This is a genomic window from Mycobacterium sp. NGS15, from assembly GCF_059813245.1.
This window is the reverse complement of sequence record NZ_JCALEF010000001.1, coordinates 777595-793749: the sequence shown is the minus strand read 5'-3', so window position 1 is coordinate 793749 and position 16155 is coordinate 777595. Positions and strand designations below refer to the sequence as shown.

Here is a 16155-nt window from a genome sequence, read left to right as displayed (position 1 = left end):
GGCTAGGCATGGAACTCGCCGCAGTTGACATCGAGCGCCTGGCCGGTAATCCCGCTCGCCAGGTCGGACGCGAGGAACAGCACGGCGTTGGCCACCTCATCGGTGGTCGGCAGCCGCTTGAGATCGGAGTTCGCCGCCGTGTACTCGTAGATCTGCTCGACCGTGCCGCCGTACTTCTTGGCCTGGTGCGCGAAGTAGCCCTTGAGGTTGTCACCCCACATATAACCGGGGACAACTGAATTCACCCGAATTCCCTGCGGCCCCAATTCCGTGGCCAAGGATTGAGACATGGCGAGCAGCGCCGCCTTGGCTATCTTGTAACTGCCATACCGGATCTGTGAGTGCCGGATGACCATCGAATTGATATTGACCACCGCGCCCTTCGATTGGGCGAGCGCTGCGGCCAACTCCTGCGTCAGCCGCAGCGTACCTACCACGGTGAGTTCAACGCTATCGCGAATATGCTGATAGTCCGTCTTCTCCAAGGATTTCATCGACGGAATGCTGAAGGCGTTGTTGACGAGAACATCAACCCTGCCGAAGGTTTCGGTCGCACGTTCGACAAGATTGGCGACGCTGGCCTCGTCGGTGATGTCCGTTGCCACCGTAAGGGCCTTGCGTCCGGTCGCGGTGATCTGTTCGGCCACCTCGTCAAGGCGCGATTGCGTGCGTGCGGCAAGAACTACGTCCGCGCCGGCCGCGGCGAACGTGGCAGCCAATGTGGCGCCCAGTCCCGGGCCAATACCGGATACGACGACGACCTTGCCGTTGAAGTCGAGAAGGCTCATCAGCCCAACATCCTTGCGCCGATGGCGTTCTGACGCTCAGCAATACGGCTGCGCCAGCCCTCTGTGCTGATCTGATTCAGCGCGTAGTGCGGCAGCTTCGCGGGGACATCACCGATCGCGACCACCTCGACCTTCGGGCCGTCGGCAGCTGTGAGCTGTCGATCGGCCCGCTGCCACCGGAACTGAAGGTATGCGCGGCGGTGCCCCAACGTCTCAATCCAGTTGGTGACACCGGGATTGGCGCTACTCACCACCATCCGAATGTTGCCGTCCGGGTCGACTTGGGCCTGGCTGGAATTCAACGAGGTCTGGTGGTTGATGTAATCGAGCGAGATGTACCAGAGGCTCCCGAGCTGGAAACCCTGGTATGGCGCATCGGACTTGGGGACCGTGATGATCATCGCCTGATCGTCGGCCAGGTTGTAGTGGCCCACCGAGGAGAACTGGGTGGCCAGGCCGCCGGGAGTGAGCCGCGGCTCCGTCATGGTGTTGACGGGCAGATTGTCGTAGAACCATTTGGGGAACTGCAGCCACGTCTTGACCCGGTTGACGAGCTGCTTACCCGCACTTGCATAACGCTTTTCAATCTGTTCCTTCGTCAGCGGAGCAGGCGCCGTGCCCGCGGTGTCCACCCGTGCGATGGCAAGAGTGCCGCGTTGCTGACGCCAGTCGCTGTACACCTCCCGCATGACCAGCTGCGCTGGCCCCGGCCCGAGCGTGAAGTAGTTGGGCCGAGACTCACTGACCGGCCCTGGGCCAAAACGGACCTCAAAGCTGCCGTCGCTCTCGATATGGATTTCGCGATCATCGAAGGCGATGGAACTTCCTGGCACATTCTTGTCGGTGTAGTCACCGCCGCCGAGCACCTGGAAGCTCAGATCGGTGGTTGTGCCCCGTTTTCCGGTGACCACGTACTCGTGCTCACCGTTGACGCGGGCGCCGAAATAAAGAGTATCGGGGTTATCCAACCCCATCTTGGTGAACGGACCCGTGCCGGAGAGCAGGAACGGATGATCGCGATCGGTGTGAAACGCCACGTGAGTGCAGGCCGCAATCCCCTGCGCCAGATACTGGAGCCCCTCAAGCAGATCGGCGTCGGTTTCGATGTGTGGTGCCGCGACGATCAGCGCCTCCGCTTCCGCTATCGCGGAGGTGAATGCCTCGCTGTACATGGCGCTCCTGACTGGTACAAATTTGTACCGCAGTGGTAGAATGCTCCCCGACAGTAGAGCGCTGCGCCCAGGTTCGTCAAGAATGCCGGGAACTGCACAGCAGCACAGGAGGTTTCAGTTGGCCGAGGATCGAGGCAGGACATCCCCGCCTACCGAACGCGTCATGGCCGTACTCAACTTCATGGCACACCACCGCACCGAACGCTTTGGGCTCTCCGAGCTGGCACGTCGCCTCGGCCTGAGTAAACCCACCTGCCTGGGCATCGTGGCCACACTGGCCGAGTCGGGGTATCTGATCAGGGACGACCGCGATAAGACCTACAGCCTGGGCCCCGCGCTCATCCGCGTCGGTAGAGCAGCCCAGGAGTCGCTGCGCGCCAAGCCGGCGAGCCGTGACCAATTACTAATGCTTACAAGAGAATTCGGGCATACTACGGCGCTGTCCGCGGTAGTCAGCGATCGGGTGACCGTGCTCGAGGTGGTCAGCGACCCCGACCACCCCGTGCGGGTCGAGGTCGGCCAGAGTTATCCATTCACCCCTCCGGTGGGCCTGATGTTCGTGCTCTGGGATACCGATGACACCATCGCCTCCTGGCTGGCCAAGGACCCGACCGCACCCGGTCGCACCGCGGATGACCGGCTGCGCAAGGTGATCGAGGAATGCCGCACCGACGGCTATCTCGTCGAACTGCTGACACCCGCCGGCCGGCAGCTGTACTCGCTCATGGCCGGAGTGCCCGGTGACATCCCCAACGAGCTGCGCGCGCTGCTTGGGGAGATCGTGTCGGGTATCGGCGAGCGGGTGTACCTGCGCAGCGAGAACTACACCGTCGGCTCGGGAGCGAAGGTCCGCCACCGGGTGAATGTCATATCGGCGCCGGTCTACGACCACAACGGCAAGCAGGCGATGGTCGCGAGCCTCTACATCGGCGATGACCTCACCGACGCAGAGATCACCACCCGGGCCAAGGCGCTCGTACACACCGCGGATGGAATCACCGAGCACATCGGCGGCATCAAGCCCGCCTAGCGCCACGTCTTCTCGCCGCCCCCTCCTTCCGCCGAGTGCGCACCACCGCTCACACTCGGCGGTTTGGCCTGCGCATCCCCATTGACACCCAACGAGAACACGTTCTACTCTGAGCTGGACCGAATACGAACCGATACGGTACATATTTGGAACGAACGGAGTCATGGAAATGCCGACATCGCCCGATGTTCTTCGCCCAAGAGGCTCATCGCCAGCCGAGTCATACGAGTTGTCGCACTTGAACGCCCTGGAAGCCGAGGCGGTCTACATATTTCGCGAAGTTGCTGCGACCTTCGAAAGGCCCGTGCTGCTGTTCTCTGGCGGCAAGGATTCGGTCGTCATGCTGCACGTCGCAGCCAAGGCGTTCTGGCCATCCCCGCTGCCCTTCCCGGTCATGCATATCGACACCGGGCACAATTTCGACGAGGTCATTGCCTTCCGCGACGAAACCGTGAGCCGCTACCGCCTGCGTCTGGAAGTCGGCAGCGTGCAGGACGACATCGACTCAGGTGCGGTCGTCGAGGAGTCCGGGCCGGGCGCCACTCGCAACCGTCTGCAGACCGCGACCCTGTTGCGCAGCATCAACGAGCACCGCTTCGATGCCGTGTTCGGCGGCGCGCGACGCGACGAAGAGAAGGCCCGCGCCAAGGAACGGGTGTTCAGCTTCCGCGATGAATTCGGCCAGTGGGATCCCCGCGCACAGCGCCCCGAACTCTGGAACATCTACAACGGCCGCCACCGCAAGGGTGAGCACATCCGGGTGTTCCCGCTATCCAACTGGACCGAGCTGGATATTTGGCAGTACATCGAATCGGAGAACATCGCACTGCCGCCGCTGTACTACGCACACAAGCGCAATGTGGTGGAGCGCGACGGAATGCTGTTGGCAGACACCAGGTTCCTCACCCTGCAACCGGGCGAGGAACTCGTGGAGAAGTCGGTTCGATTCCGGACCATTGGAGATGCCACCTGCACGGGAGCCGTCGAATCCGTCGCGACAACGTCCAGCGCCGTGGTGGAAGAGGTTGCCGCAACTCGGGTCACAGAGCGGGGAGCCACCCGCGCCGACGATCGGATCTCCGAGTCCGGTATGGAAGACCGCAAGAAGGAGGGCTACTTCTGATGACCAGCGAAACCACCGAGCCGGCCCAGGAGCTCATCCGCATCGCCACCGCGGGCAGCGTCGATGACGGCAAGTCCACCCTCATCGGGCGCCTGCTATACGACTCGAAGTCGGTTCTCGCGGATCAGCTTGCCGCCGTGGAAGCCAGCAGCAAGGCGAAGGGCGAGACACATACCAACCTGGCGCTGCTGACCGACGGCCTACGCGCCGAACGTGAGCAGGGCATCACGATCGACGTCGCACACCGCTATTTCTCCACGCCCGCACGTAAATTCATCATCGCCGACACCCCCGGGCACGAGCAATACACGCGCAACATGGTGACCGGCGCCTCCACCGCCGATCTGGCGGTCATTCTTGTCGATGCCCGTAACGGCCTAACCCAGCAGACCCGTAGGCATGCATTCATCACCTCACTGCTCGGTGTGGAGCACGTGGTGTTGTGTATCAACAAGATGGATCTGGTCGACTGGTCGCCTCAGCGATTCGATGAAATCAAAGAGGAGTTCCGGAGATTCGCCACCAAGCTGGAGCTGCACGACCTCACGGTCATTCCCGTGTCGGCATTGCTCGGCGACAACATCGTCACCCGGTCCACGAACACACCCTGGTATGAGGGCCCCTCGTTGTTGCATCATATTGAGCAGGTGCATATTTCGTCGGACCGTAACCTGATCGACGCGCGCTTTCCGATCCAGTACGTCATCCGCCCTCAGGGTGGTGCGGCGGCACCCGGTGCCGATCAGATCGCCGATCTGCACGACTTCCGGGCAGTGGCCGGTACGGTCGCCAGCGGTGTGTTCAAGCCCGGTGACGAGATCGTCGCGCTGCCATCTGGTTTCACTTCAACTGTGTCGGCAATCTGGGGCCCGGGCGGGTCCGTTGTGGATGAGGCCTTTGCCGGTAGCGCGGTGAGCGTGCAACTCGCCGATCAGCTGGACCTGGGACGGGGCGATATGCTCTGCCGTCCGAATAACCGGCCGCTGGTCGGTGCGCAGATCGATGCCATGGTGTGCTGGTTCACCGATGTGTCCACGCTGTCCGAGGGATCGCGATTCGTGATGCAGCATGCGAATTCGACCGTAAAGGCGGCCATTGCCGGGCTTGACTACCGGCTCGATGTGAACAGCCTGCATCGAGACCAGGAGGCAAAGGAGCTGAAACTCAACGAGATCGGACGCGTGCAGCTGCGGCTACAGCGACCGATCATGTTCGATCCCTACCGGCGCAACCGGACCACGGGCAGCTTCATCCTGGTCGACGAGGCCAGCAACAACACGGTGGCGGCGGGCATGATCTCCGGCCCGACACTGCACCAATCCAAGGTGGTCTGGCACTCGTCCGCGGTTTCGCGCGAGGAGCGCTCCACCAAGGGTGGGACGATATGGATCACTGGACTCTCTGCCTCTGGGAAGTCCACCGTGGCAGTCGAATTGGAAAGACGTCTGGTGGCGATGGGCATCCCTGCCTATCGACTCGATGGTGACAATCTGCGACACGGTCTCAATGCCGACCTCGGGTTCTCCGCGGCCGACCGTGCCGAGAACGTACGCCGCGTCGGCGCCGTCGCTCAGATCCTTTCCGACTCGGGCGTTGTCGCAGTGGCGGCGCTCATCAGTCCGTATCGGGCCGATCGGGACAAGATCCGGTCCCAGCATGAAGTGGCCGGGCTGCCGTTCATCGAGGTATTCGTCGATACCCCGGTCGAGATCTGCGAGCGACGTGACCCGAAGGGTATGTACGCCAAGGCGCGTGCCGGAGAAATCAGTGACTTCACCGGAGTCAATGCGCCCTACGAGCCTCCCGAGAAGGCCGAGCTGGTGCTGCGCCCCGGCGATGACGCAGTGGGAAACCCGGAACAACAGGCGGCCGCCATCCTGGACTATTGGTTGTCGATTTAACGCTTGATATCGACGGTGGTCGCGGCGTCGTCATCGGTGATTGGCGCCGCGGCCTCCTCGCGACGCCGATTGGGTAGGAACAACGCCCAGACGGCGACCATCGCGGCCACACATGTTGCAGTGACGATCAGCATGATGTTGCGTGCCAGGGTTTCCGTGCGGCTGGCCTTCGGTGGTTCGATGACTGCCTTGTCCTGGTCAGGATCGGGCATTATCTCCGCCGGAGGAACTTCAGCCGACAACGCTGCGACCGGGTCCACCATTCCATACCCCGTCGCGATGTTGGGTCCGTTACCAGGCGTACGTGCGGTGCGTTTGATCAAGTCGATCACCTGCCCCGCATTGAGATCCGGCCGTTGCGACCGCACCAACGCCACCACACCGGCGACGAATGGCGCGGCAAAGCTGGTGCCGTTCACCGGCGACATTCCCTGCTGGCTCATGACTCCGTTGATGAGTCCGGGCCCGAACGGATCCAGCGACGTGATCCCCTCACCAGGCGCGGCCACACCGACCCAGGGCCCACGCAGGCTGAAGTCAGCGGGCTCCCCTTCCTTACTCAGCGCTGCAACGGTGAGGACATACTGCGAGAAATACGCCGGTGAGGCAACGGTTTTAACCGTTGACCAGGCGGTTTCGATGGGACGATTGGGATCGATGATCTCGTTCTGTGTCTTACACGCGCCGTCGTTACCGGTGTTTCCCGCCGCAGCCACTACGACGACATTGCGCTCGTAGGCGTAGCGGACGGCGCGACCCAGCGCCGCATCGTCGATTTGCACACCGGCCGGGGCACAGGCGACCTCGGACAGGTTGATCACCGTCGCACCAAGGTCGACCGCGCGCACAATCGCCAGCGCAAGTGTGGTGGTGTTCCCATAGCCCGCGGAGTTGGAGCTCGGATCGTCCTTATTCGAGCCGCTGCCCTTAGCCGCGAATGAGCTGCTGTTCTGCCGGATTGACAGGATGGTCGCCTCCGGCGCAACCCCCACGAAAGCATCGGTGTCCGAAGGCGCCGCAGCGATTATGCCCGCCACCAACGTGCCGTGAGCATCACAGTCCTCCAGCCCGTTGGAACCCGACACATAGTCGCCTCCCGGTTCCACCCGCAACCGAGGGTGCGGACTGACTCCCGTGTCGATCACGGCGACCTTCTGTCCGGCCCCGCGGGAGAATTGTTGTGCAGCTGTGTAGTTCAGCATGCTCTCGGCGGGCGTAACCAAATCCAGATCGGTCCCGGGGAGCAGCCCAGTGACCGCGCACACCTGCTTCTGTTCCGTGGGGTCGGTGGGGCCTACCGAACCTGACGGCGGCGGGCCCGGTTCGACGATCGGCGGTTCGATCGCGTACGCGCAGGGCGGCGATAACAGCGATACCAAACCCACCGTTGCCAACACCGCGGCGCCACGCGCCGCCACACTCACCACGGCGCACCGAAGTGCCGGTATGCTCCAGCCACCCACAGCCCCAACGGAATCAGGGAGGCCATCAGTAGATACTCGAGGTAAGAAAGGGTACTAGTAAGGCGAGGCACCCGCCGACCGCCCGCGAGTACCGTACCGATCAGTGCGGCCGCCACACCCAGCCCAAGCAGAACCCCGAAAGTGACAAGTCCGATCAACGTCGGGCCGGACTGTGCCAGCACACAGGCCATCACGAAAGTCGCGACGGCGGGCACTCCCAGTGCGGCTCGTTCTATCCCGGCCGTGCGAAGTCGAGCGCGTAGGCCCAGCACCCCCGCAACAGCTGCCGCCAACGCCAATGGCGCCCAAGACACCTGGCTGGCAGGACGCAGCGTGACCGCAACGCCGATTCCGGCTGTCACGGCCAAACCTGCGAAGAACGCCGATCGAGTTGTCTCCGCCAGCCGCACGCGCTCGCGCACACTTTCGGCGGTCGGAACTGACTCGGCGGAACTCTCCTCCGGGTGATCGTCCTTCGTAGATCGTTGGAAGGGGTTCTCGAAAAGTTCTTCTTCCTCGACAGTCTCGACGGTGGGCGTCTCAAAACGACCAAGTGATCGGGTCATACCGGGCACCAAGATGGTCAGTAGGGCTGCGCCCACCGCCAGAGCCGCGCCGGTGATCGACGTGTCCGGAGCCAAGATTCCCTGCACTGTCAGGGCCACCCCACACAAGGCGAAAACCACTGAACTCGAGAGGAATCCCCAGTTTCCTCCCCCCACCAGGCGATAGGCGGCAAAGTTAACCACCAACGTCGCGAGGCAGGCACCGGCGACGCCATAGTCGCCAAACACGTGCAAGAACGCCCAGCACGTTCCCGCCGCGACGGGGATGCTCGCCCATGCCAATGCGGCCGCAATATCTGCGCGCTGATAGGAACGGAAGGCGACTGTTGCACCTGCCAACAGCACGGCGACCATGATGACCGACAACGCCGCCACCACCGTCCACTGAGGGCGGAATGACAGATCCACCAAGAAGTACACGAAGGCCGCCGATACTAGATACAGTCCGGTGACCCCCATAATTCGTGCTGCGGTCGCGTCCCACGGTGCATAAGACGACTTGTTGATTCGAGCGGCAGCGTCCACGACATCGTCGTACAAGGTAGGAGTGTCCAGCGTGCGCTCGGACGACAGGTACAGCAATTCCCCGTCGCTCACACCGGCGTCACGCAGTGTGGAATGTGGCTCCAGGGAGACCTTGGAGCTGATGCGACGAAGCACCCAGTGATTCTTGCGCTCTTCGCGGGGAGCCACGTCCTCGTCACGTTTGATATCCCGTGAGGACACCAGCTTGGCAAGCTCGGGGACGAACGCCGCAATCGGAAGATCGAGCGGCAGCGCGATATCGAGTTGCGTTCTGCCGCCGAACACCGACACACGGACGTGCTCGGCGGCTGTCGACAAGATCTGGGCCTGGGCCAGTTCCCTTATTCCCGTCACAGCTCGGGCATCCTCGACAGCTGGATGACACCACTGGACATGCTCCGAGAAACCAGCATGCCGCGCCCCGGCGGCATTTGCGTCGGTTTATATCCGCCGAACAACGCACCCTCTTCCCGGGATCCGCTCATCACCAGACCATTGCACGACAGGTCACGTAGACGGCCGATGAATGGATCGAACATGGCCTTACCGGCACCGCCAATACGGCGGGTAACCACTACACGGAGCCCGATATCCCTTGCCTGCGGGAGAAATTCGACAATCGGAGCAAGCGGGTTGTTCATATTGCTGATAGCTACCAAATCGTAATCATCGATCAATACGAAAATATCGGGCCCTGACCACCAAGACCGCTGCTTGAGCTGCTGCTGGGTAATGTCGTTGGGTGGCAACCGGTCCCGCAACGAGTTCGCCAAGCTCACCATCAACTCACCACACGACTGGGCAGCAGTGGCATACCCACCCAGATGGTCGCCTTCCACCGCTCCGAGCATGGAGCGGCGGTAGTCCACCAAGATGACCTTGGCCTCCTCGGGGGTGGCATTTTCCATTACGCCCTGTGCAATATTCCGCAAAAGTGACGTCTTTCCGCACTCGACATCCGCGAAAGCAACCAAGTGTGGCTGGGCGTCGAAATCGACAACCACGGGGGCCAGTTCGGCCTCATCGATACCAATCGCGATCTTCGATTTCGACAGCCGGCCCGCGCGTCGGGCGGCGTCGATCACCTGATTGCGATCCAGATCGAACGGCAGCATCCTCACCTGCTGCGCGCCGCGCCCCTGGTAGTGATCCCGCATCATCTCGACAGAGGCGGCGACCCCTTGCGGCAACGATTCGACATCCGAACTGGAATCCAAACGCGGCAACGCCAGGAGTATGTGCAGCTTCTCTGCGTTGATACCGCGCCCCGGTCTACCAACGGGCACTAATTCGGCGAACTTACGCCCCATCTCACTATCGATCGGGTCTCCGAGACGCAGTTCGATGCGGGTACCCAACATGTCCTTCACCGCAGGTCTCATCTCCATCCATCGAGAAGCGGAGATCACCAAGTGAATTCCGTAGGAAAGTCCCTGTATAGCAATGGATTGCAGAATCGGCTCCAGAGCCTCGAAGTCACTGCGGATAGACGCCCACCCGTCGACAACCAGGACAAGGTCACCAAATTTGTCCTGGCTCAACGGATCTTGCGCCGCGACCTCGGGCGGCAACGTTGCCAAATGGGCCTTACGCTGACGGAAGTCACGCATCGACTCGATACCAAGGTCACGGAATCGCAGCTCGCGTGCACGCAACAGCCCCGACACCTCCGCCACCGTACGTCGAATCCTGTCGGCATCCATGCGTCCCGCCACCGAGCCAACATGCGGAAGGTTCGTGAGACTGGTCAGCGTTCCACCACCAAAGTCCAAACAGACGAACTGCAACTGTTCGGGAGTGTGCGTGGCCGCACCCGCAACAATCAACGTGCGAAGCGCGGTGGACTTGCCCGACTGCGGACCGCCCACCACGACCACGTTTCCATTGGCGCCGGCAAGGTCGATCATCAAGACATCGCGCCGCTGATCGTAAGGACGGTCGATAATGCCCATCGGCATCACCAGCCGCCCATTGATGTTGTCCGGGCTGTTCCACTCCGGCTCGGGTAGTAGCTGATTGACCGCGGGGCTGTCTTCCAGCGGGGGCAACCACACCTCATGCGCGGGCCGACCATGACCCCGAATGCGGCTCACTACGACATCGAGGAGGGTGACCTTGGTGGGCGATTGCGATACGGGGGCGGCTTCCTCCGGAACCAATGCGGACGTTGTCTCCGGCTTCGGGTCCTTGGCCACAGGCGAGGCAGTAAAAAGCTTCGGAGCCAATGCGCCCAGCTGCGACACACGGCCGGAACGCGCCGCCCCGCGTGGCTTCACGTAGTCACCAGAGACATACGAAGCATTAAAGCGGGTGGGCTCGGCCGAATCGGTCTTCAAATACGCCGAACCCGGCACGCTAGGCAGGTGATACGCATCCGGCACTCCAAGCACACTGCGCGACTCGCCGGCCGAGAACGTCTTGAGACCAATACGATATGACAAGTGAGAGTCCAGACCGCGCAGCTTGCCCTCCTCCAGCCGCTGCGAAGCCAACAGCAGATGGACGTGGAGCGAGCGACCCAGCCGACCGATCATCACGAACAGCTCAGCGAAATCTGGCTTCTGCGAGAGCAGTTCGGAAAACTCATCGACCACGATGAACAACGCAGGCAGCGGATCGAGGTCGGCACCATTCGCGCGTGCGCGCTCATACTCGGTGACGTTGGGAAAGTTTCCGGCAGATCGCAGCAACTCCTGGCGGCGGTTCATCTCACCTGCGAGTGCATCACGCATACGGTCGACGAGAATAAGTTCATCTTCCAAGTTGGTGATAGTGGCCGAGACGTGCGGTGCATCGTCGAGCCCCAGGAACGTTGCGCCACCCTTAAAGTCAACGAGCACCAGGTTCAGAGCATCCGGCGAATGGGACGTGATCATCGCCGTTACAAGAGTGCGCAGGAACTCAGATTTTCCTGATCCGGTCGCTCCAATGCACAGACCGTGCGGTCCCATACCGTTTTCGGCAGCTTCTTTGATGTCCAGCTCCAACGGCTGCCCGTTGGGGGTGATCCCGATAGGCACCCGTAGGCGCTCGCGGGGCGAGCGCGGGCGCCATACCTGTTCAGGAACAATCTCGGCGGCATCGGGGATCTTGAGGAGCGCCATCAACCCAGGATCAACTGCGCGTGAATCGGATTCGAGGCTAACGATATGTGCGGCGTTGGCCGGCCGGAACCGGCCAACACGACGGGCCGTGGCCTCGGCCTCGGCGACAGTCAGTGCATCAGGAGTGGCGAATCGTTCTACGCCAACAGCCGTGCGGGCGCCGATATCACCGGGTTCGACCACTAATTGCAGACCGCGCCGCGCGGCAACACCGTCGGCGGGGGCGTTGAGGTCTAGAACAGTGACGCTGTCCAATCCAGCTTCTGTGATCAGCCGTTCGGTTCCTGCGGTGTAACCGTCGTCAATCACCACCACGAGATGCTTAACGCCTTGCACCGGTTGGGCGTTGCGGGTGAACCGACCACGCTCACCCAACTCGGCAGCCAGCGAGGTCTCCAGTAGCTCCAGAGTCGGGAAGACCAGACGAACCTGGCCCATGCCGTCACGCGCAGTCGAATGCTGAGCATGCGGCAGCCATTTCACCCAGCCCCAGTTCTCACCATCCGGGTTGGCCGTGACAACAGCGATCTGAACATGGTCCGGCCCGTGAAATACGCAGAGCTCCACCAGCATCGAACGAACCAGCTGTTGAGTGAGCTTGCGGTCGCCCTCTAGATTGATAGCCGGGAACGCGCGCAGCGACACCGCGGTCGGCAGCGCGTGCACCACTGAATGTGTTTTGACGAATCGCCGCAGCGCCACTGTCGACACCGGCTCAAGATCCTCCGGGGGTCCAGTCTCAGGTGCAAGCAACCTCGTGGCGAGACGATGGGTACCGATCCCTACACGCACGTGGCAGAAATCCGGGTCCGAGGGACGTCGCTCCCACATGCGTCGCGCTCCGACGACATCGACCAGGGCGCGCGGGTCCGGGTGGCTCCATTCCAACGCGGCACGCTGTCCGTCTCCTGTCATATCGGAGTCCTCGCGCAGATTTGCGAGGTACCGGAAATAGTCCTTGCGTTCCTCGTTCAGTTCCGCAGCCGCTTTACCGGTGCGGCCGCCGCCACCCATGAACATGCCAGCCATCGACATGATCATCATCATCGGGAACATCATGAACATCGGGTTGCTGGCCAAATTGCGCCCGCCGACCGTGACCATCAATGCGATCATCCCGATGACAGCGACAATCATCACGAAAGGCATCAGTTTCATGAACAGATTCCCCGGGATGACGCGCGGCACCTCCGGCGGTGCCTGCAAGTTGACCTCGCCGCCTGGCATGCGAGGCGGAGCCACCCGCGATCGCCGTACGAAACCTTGTGTTCCCAATCCCACTCCCCTCCGACATGCCCTCAAGACCAGCGATGGTCGGTATTCTCACACCATCCAGCAACGCTAACCGACCTGGCACCACACCATGGAGGCATTCCCGCCTATGACATTACCGCCGTCACTAGCTGACCTTGAGCCGGACGCCGGGTCAGAACCTGAGCTCAGTCGGATGACACTGCTGGTCGGCGGGATGCAACTGGACGTGGGCATGCCCGCCAACGTGGGTGTCGGCGCCTTCATCGACGACGTCATCGATATCGCAAACAGCCAACTACAAATGCAGTCTGTCGGAGCGAGCTCGGATAACGATGTGAAGCTGTTCGACAACACCGAAGGCCGGTGGAGCTTGGGCAAGCTCGGCTCGCCACCGGTCGATCTGACCAAGTCTCTGTCCGAAGCCGATATCTACGACGGCGATGTCCTCGTCCTACGTGAGGTCACAGGAGCCGCGGCCCCACTGCTGTTCGACGACGTTGATGCGCTTGACGGCACAGGACGGCCCGGCGCTGATCAACCCAGTCTCTGGGAGCGCAATCGCAACTACATCACCTACTTCGGTGTAGGCCTGGCCGCGTCATTGTCAGCCGCGCTGCTGCTGCACAACTACTCCGGGAACATAGTGGCAGGCCTCACGACCTTACTGAGCGGCGTCGTACTGCTAGTCGCCGGTGCAGTGCTCGCACACCGCGATGATGATCCGCGGGTTCCGCTAGGGCTATCCGTGGTCGCAACACCATTGATTTTCGCCGGTGCCCTCTATGTGATCCCCGATGGGTTTGGGGCGATGTCCCTCCCGATGGCGTGTGCGCTAACCGCACTCGCTTCGCTTCTCGCCCTACAAATTGGCAGGGAGGGGCGAACCTTCCACACCTTCGTGATCGCCCTGTCGGTGTTGGGTGGGTGCACTGCGCTGGCCAACGTGCTCCTCACGCCACCCTCCCGTGCACTCGGCGCGGTGCTGGCCACCCTCGCGGTGATCGTGGTGTACATGTCGCCACGCATGACTATCGTGCTGTCGAAACTCCCGATTCCACGAGTGCCGACCGCCGGGGAACCGCTCGATGACATCGAAACCCAAGGCGGCACCACGGTCGAAGGCGTGAACGCCATTGGCAAGCAGATCATCCCAACGGAGGAAGGCATGATTGTGCGCGTCAAACGCGCCAATCAGTACCTCAGCGGCATTCTCGCCGCCGCGGCCGTTACCGCCGCTGTCGGCGCCTACCTTGCGGTCGATGTCACCAACGGCTTTTTCTGGCAGGGGACAGTCTTTGCGATCGCGGTGGCGACGGTGCTGTGTCTACGCGGTCGCAGCCACCACAATCTGACGCAATCCGCGACCTTGATCAGCTCCGGACTGATCATCGGATGGGCGGTTATGGCCAAGTCTGGGACCTATCTCCCCGACTCAGAGCTCAACGCACTACTCGGGCTGGTGATCGTGTCCGCACTCGCGGTGGCCTGCGGTGTGGTGGCGCCGCTCCTGGAATTCTCGCCCGTGATGCGCCGCTGGGTAGAGGTACTGGAATACCTGGCAATCGCAGTGGTATTCCCGCTGTGTTTCTGGATTGTCGGGATCTATTCGTTCGCCAGAGATATGCGCATCTGACCGAGGTCATTTCGGCGGGCTGAGTTTTAGCCCTTTGGGATCTGCGGCCATGCCGTCATGTGCGATAAGTGCGGCCTGTTGAGACAGCTCAGGGCCGGGCGGCAGCAGCTTGATGATTGTCCAGGGTGCATCCTGCGGGTGCTGCGTGTCCTTTTTGTCTTGTGGCATCCACCCCGTCACGCCCAACGCAGCGGCCGCCGGAAAGTCCTTGATGTGGTAGATCTGCCCCGTATCGCTGACATAAAACTGCTGACCATATGCGCGCGAGTCCTTTTCGCCCCCAGTAGCCATCACGTATTCACCGGTCCCCGGCTTGAGATAGACCTCATCAAGCCCTGGACCATTGCCGTCGGCGGTGGCTAACTGCACCGGTGCGGCATCCTGAGGGATGGGCAAGCGGTGCCCAAGCAACAAGCGCATCTTGGCCTCGGGAGCGCCGTTGTCCTTCTCCCAAGCCTGGCAAACCACACGATCAGGTTCCAGCGGAGCGATGATCGGAGTCACCTGCGGGTAATTGTCGGTGGGCAAGGTGTGGACAGTGGGTGTCATGCCGGCCACCACCGGCGGCAGCTTCCGGATCTCGCGCACCTGCCCGGTGGGGTCTCCATAGCGGATGAGGTCGGCCGTGGCGGGAGAAACCGGCTGAATCCCATCACGCAGCGCCACAAATAAGCGCTTCCCGTTGGAATCCTCGGTCTCAACGATCGATCCGATGCGCACCCCGGACGAGCGCAACACATCGATACTGCTCCACTCGCCCATACCGTCGATCAGGACCCTCTTGATGGGCTCGACTCGAGGGAAAGCGTTCAACAACCCAGGAGAAATCTCTCGAATAGGGGCCTGCTCAAGGTGCAGGGCCTTCACCACGATGGGGTCAGTGATGTCGATCGGAGCCCGCACCCCGTCGTAGATCAGGAACATGTTGTTCTCGGATCCGACCAACAACATGTCCCCAGGCGCGGCGGCACGAATCTCCCTGCCCAACTCGGGCTTGTTGGCCAGCACTGTGGTCTTCAGTTTGGAGGACCCAACCGTTTCCCGAACATCCGTGGTGGTGTACGTGTCACACACGGCCCAATGCGAGGTGCTCAAATCATCGCCGCCGTAGATTGCGTTCGGCGCACCGATAATGCCCACAACCGGCCCGCGTGGAAGGGCTCCAAGTTTTTTGTCGTCGACGGCCGCAGGCTTGTCGGCCTTTCCGGCGATCAGCCTGGCGGAGGCGAGATTCAAAACAGGGTGCACATTGTCGCCAATGCGCACATACATCGAGCCGCCCTGCTTGCTAAGCAGAATTTGCGCATTCCCAATAGCCGGCGACGGCTTGAAGAACGCCAGCACACCACAGGCACCCGTGATGAGGATGCCGATCACCAGTCCGACGACCAATGAACGCATCTGACCACGCATAGGATCGTGGATCATCCGGGAGTCACCGCGGATCAGTGCGTGCTCGAGTCTGCGGAGCAGGAAACGGTATCCGTTGACCTGCGCACGCGTGGTAACCTGCGCTGGCATCACCGCTCCCATCTGCATCAATGGCGGGAGTCCGTGTCCCCCCATGGGCGACGGTAGCGTACCCCAGGTACGCCG

The 16155-nt window shown here is 61.9% G+C and carries 10 protein-coding genes; 4 read left to right on the top strand and 6 right to left on the bottom strand.

Annotated features, from left to right (window positions below; all coding sequences use genetic code 11):
• Positions 1-2 precede the first annotated feature (2 nt).
• Entirely contained in the window at positions 3-788 is a 786-nt protein-coding gene (locus tag AC5Y5C_RS03715; RefSeq protein ID WP_499969084.1) for an SDR family oxidoreductase, read from the bottom strand.
• The gene (locus tag AC5Y5C_RS03710; protein ID WP_499969082.1) at positions 788-1960 is read right to left on the bottom strand and encodes a hypothetical protein; all 1173 of its coding nucleotides are present in this window, start codon (positions 1958-1960) and stop codon (positions 788-790) included. Before AC5Y5C_RS03710 ends, AC5Y5C_RS03715 begins: the two co-directional genes overlap by 1 nt.
• Before the next feature lie 118 nt (positions 1961-2078).
• Here AC5Y5C_RS03710 and AC5Y5C_RS03705 point away from each other — a divergent pair, with 118 nt between their 5' ends.
• The 3 genes from AC5Y5C_RS03705 to cysC all read left to right on the top strand — a co-directional run bounded on the left by AC5Y5C_RS03705 (position 2079) and on the right by cysC (position 6014).
• Positions 2079-2990 (top strand): IclR family transcriptional regulator, encoded by a 912-nt coding sequence (locus AC5Y5C_RS03705; protein ID WP_499969080.1) that lies wholly within the window; start codon positions 2079-2081, stop codon positions 2988-2990.
• A gap of 169 nt (positions 2991-3159) precedes the next feature.
• A complete protein-coding gene (gene cysD / locus AC5Y5C_RS03700; protein WP_499969078.1) occupies positions 3160-4113 on the top strand; it encodes a sulfate adenylyltransferase subunit CysD in 954 nt (317 codons plus the stop codon).
• Entirely contained in the window at positions 4113-6014 is a 1902-nt protein-coding gene (cysC, locus tag AC5Y5C_RS03695) for an adenylyl-sulfate kinase (protein WP_499969076.1), read from the top strand. Before cysD ends, cysC begins: the two co-directional genes overlap by 1 nt.
• Here cysC and mycP read toward each other — a convergent pair.
• The 3 genes from mycP to eccCa are packed head-to-tail and all read right to left on the bottom strand — an operon-like array spanning position 6011 to position 12947.
• Positions 6011-7438 carry a type VII secretion-associated serine protease mycosin gene (mycP, locus tag AC5Y5C_RS03690; protein ID WP_499969074.1) on the bottom strand — a complete coding sequence of 476 codons (1428 nt, stop codon included), beginning with the start codon at positions 7436-7438 and terminating at the stop codon, positions 6011-6013. The two genes, cysC and mycP, sit on opposite strands and share 4 nt — an antisense overlap.
• Positions 7435-8922 carry a type VII secretion integral membrane protein EccD gene (gene eccD, locus AC5Y5C_RS03685; protein ID WP_499969073.1) on the bottom strand — a complete coding sequence of 496 codons (1488 nt, stop codon included), beginning with the start codon at positions 8920-8922 and terminating at the stop codon, positions 7435-7437. Before eccD (AC5Y5C_RS03685) ends, mycP begins: the two co-directional genes overlap by 4 nt.
• Positions 8919-12947 (bottom strand): type VII secretion protein EccCa, encoded by a 4029-nt coding sequence (gene eccCa, locus AC5Y5C_RS03680; protein WP_499969071.1) that lies wholly within the window; start codon positions 12945-12947, stop codon positions 8919-8921. The genes eccD (AC5Y5C_RS03685) and eccCa overlap by 4 nt, the downstream gene beginning before the upstream one ends.
• A 172-nt stretch (positions 12948-13119) precedes the next feature.
• Here eccCa and eccD (AC5Y5C_RS03675) point away from each other — a divergent pair, with 172 nt between their 5' ends.
• Complete coding sequence (gene eccD / locus AC5Y5C_RS03675; protein ID WP_499969069.1) at positions 13120-14559, top strand: type VII secretion integral membrane protein EccD; 1440 nt, start codon at positions 13120-13122, stop codon at positions 14557-14559.
• A 6-nt stretch (positions 14560-14565) separates the two neighbouring features.
• Here eccD (AC5Y5C_RS03675) and eccB read toward each other — a convergent pair whose 3' ends face one another.
• Positions 14566-16080 carry a type VII secretion protein EccB gene (eccB, locus tag AC5Y5C_RS03670; RefSeq protein WP_499969068.1) on the bottom strand — a complete coding sequence of 505 codons (1515 nt, stop codon included), beginning with the start codon at positions 16078-16080 and terminating at the stop codon, positions 14566-14568.
• Between the last annotated feature and the right edge of the window lie 75 nt (positions 16081-16155).

What these genes read in the sequence shown, in the direction of transcription:
- AC5Y5C_RS03715 (WP_499969084.1), bottom strand. Translation starts at nt 788, where the DNA reads ATGAGCCTTCTCGACTTCAACGGCAAGGTCGTCGTCGTATCCGGTATT.
- AC5Y5C_RS03710 (WP_499969082.1), bottom strand. Translation starts at nt 1,960, where the DNA reads ATGTACAGCGAGGCATTCACCTCCGCGATAGCGGAAGCGGAGGCGCTG.
- cysD (WP_499969078.1), top strand. Translation starts at nt 3,160, where the DNA reads ATGCCGACATCGCCCGATGTTCTTCGCCCAAGAGGCTCATCGCCAGCC.
- cysC (WP_499969076.1), top strand. Translation starts at nt 4,113, where the DNA reads ATGACCAGCGAAACCACCGAGCCGGCCCAGGAGCTCATCCGCATCGCC.
- eccD (WP_499969069.1), top strand. Translation starts at nt 13,120, where the DNA reads ATGACACTGCTGGTCGGCGGGATGCAACTGGACGTGGGCATGCCCGCC.
- eccB (WP_499969068.1), bottom strand. Translation starts at nt 16,080, where the DNA reads ATGCCAGCGCAGGTTACCACGCGTGCGCAGGTCAACGGATACCGTTTC.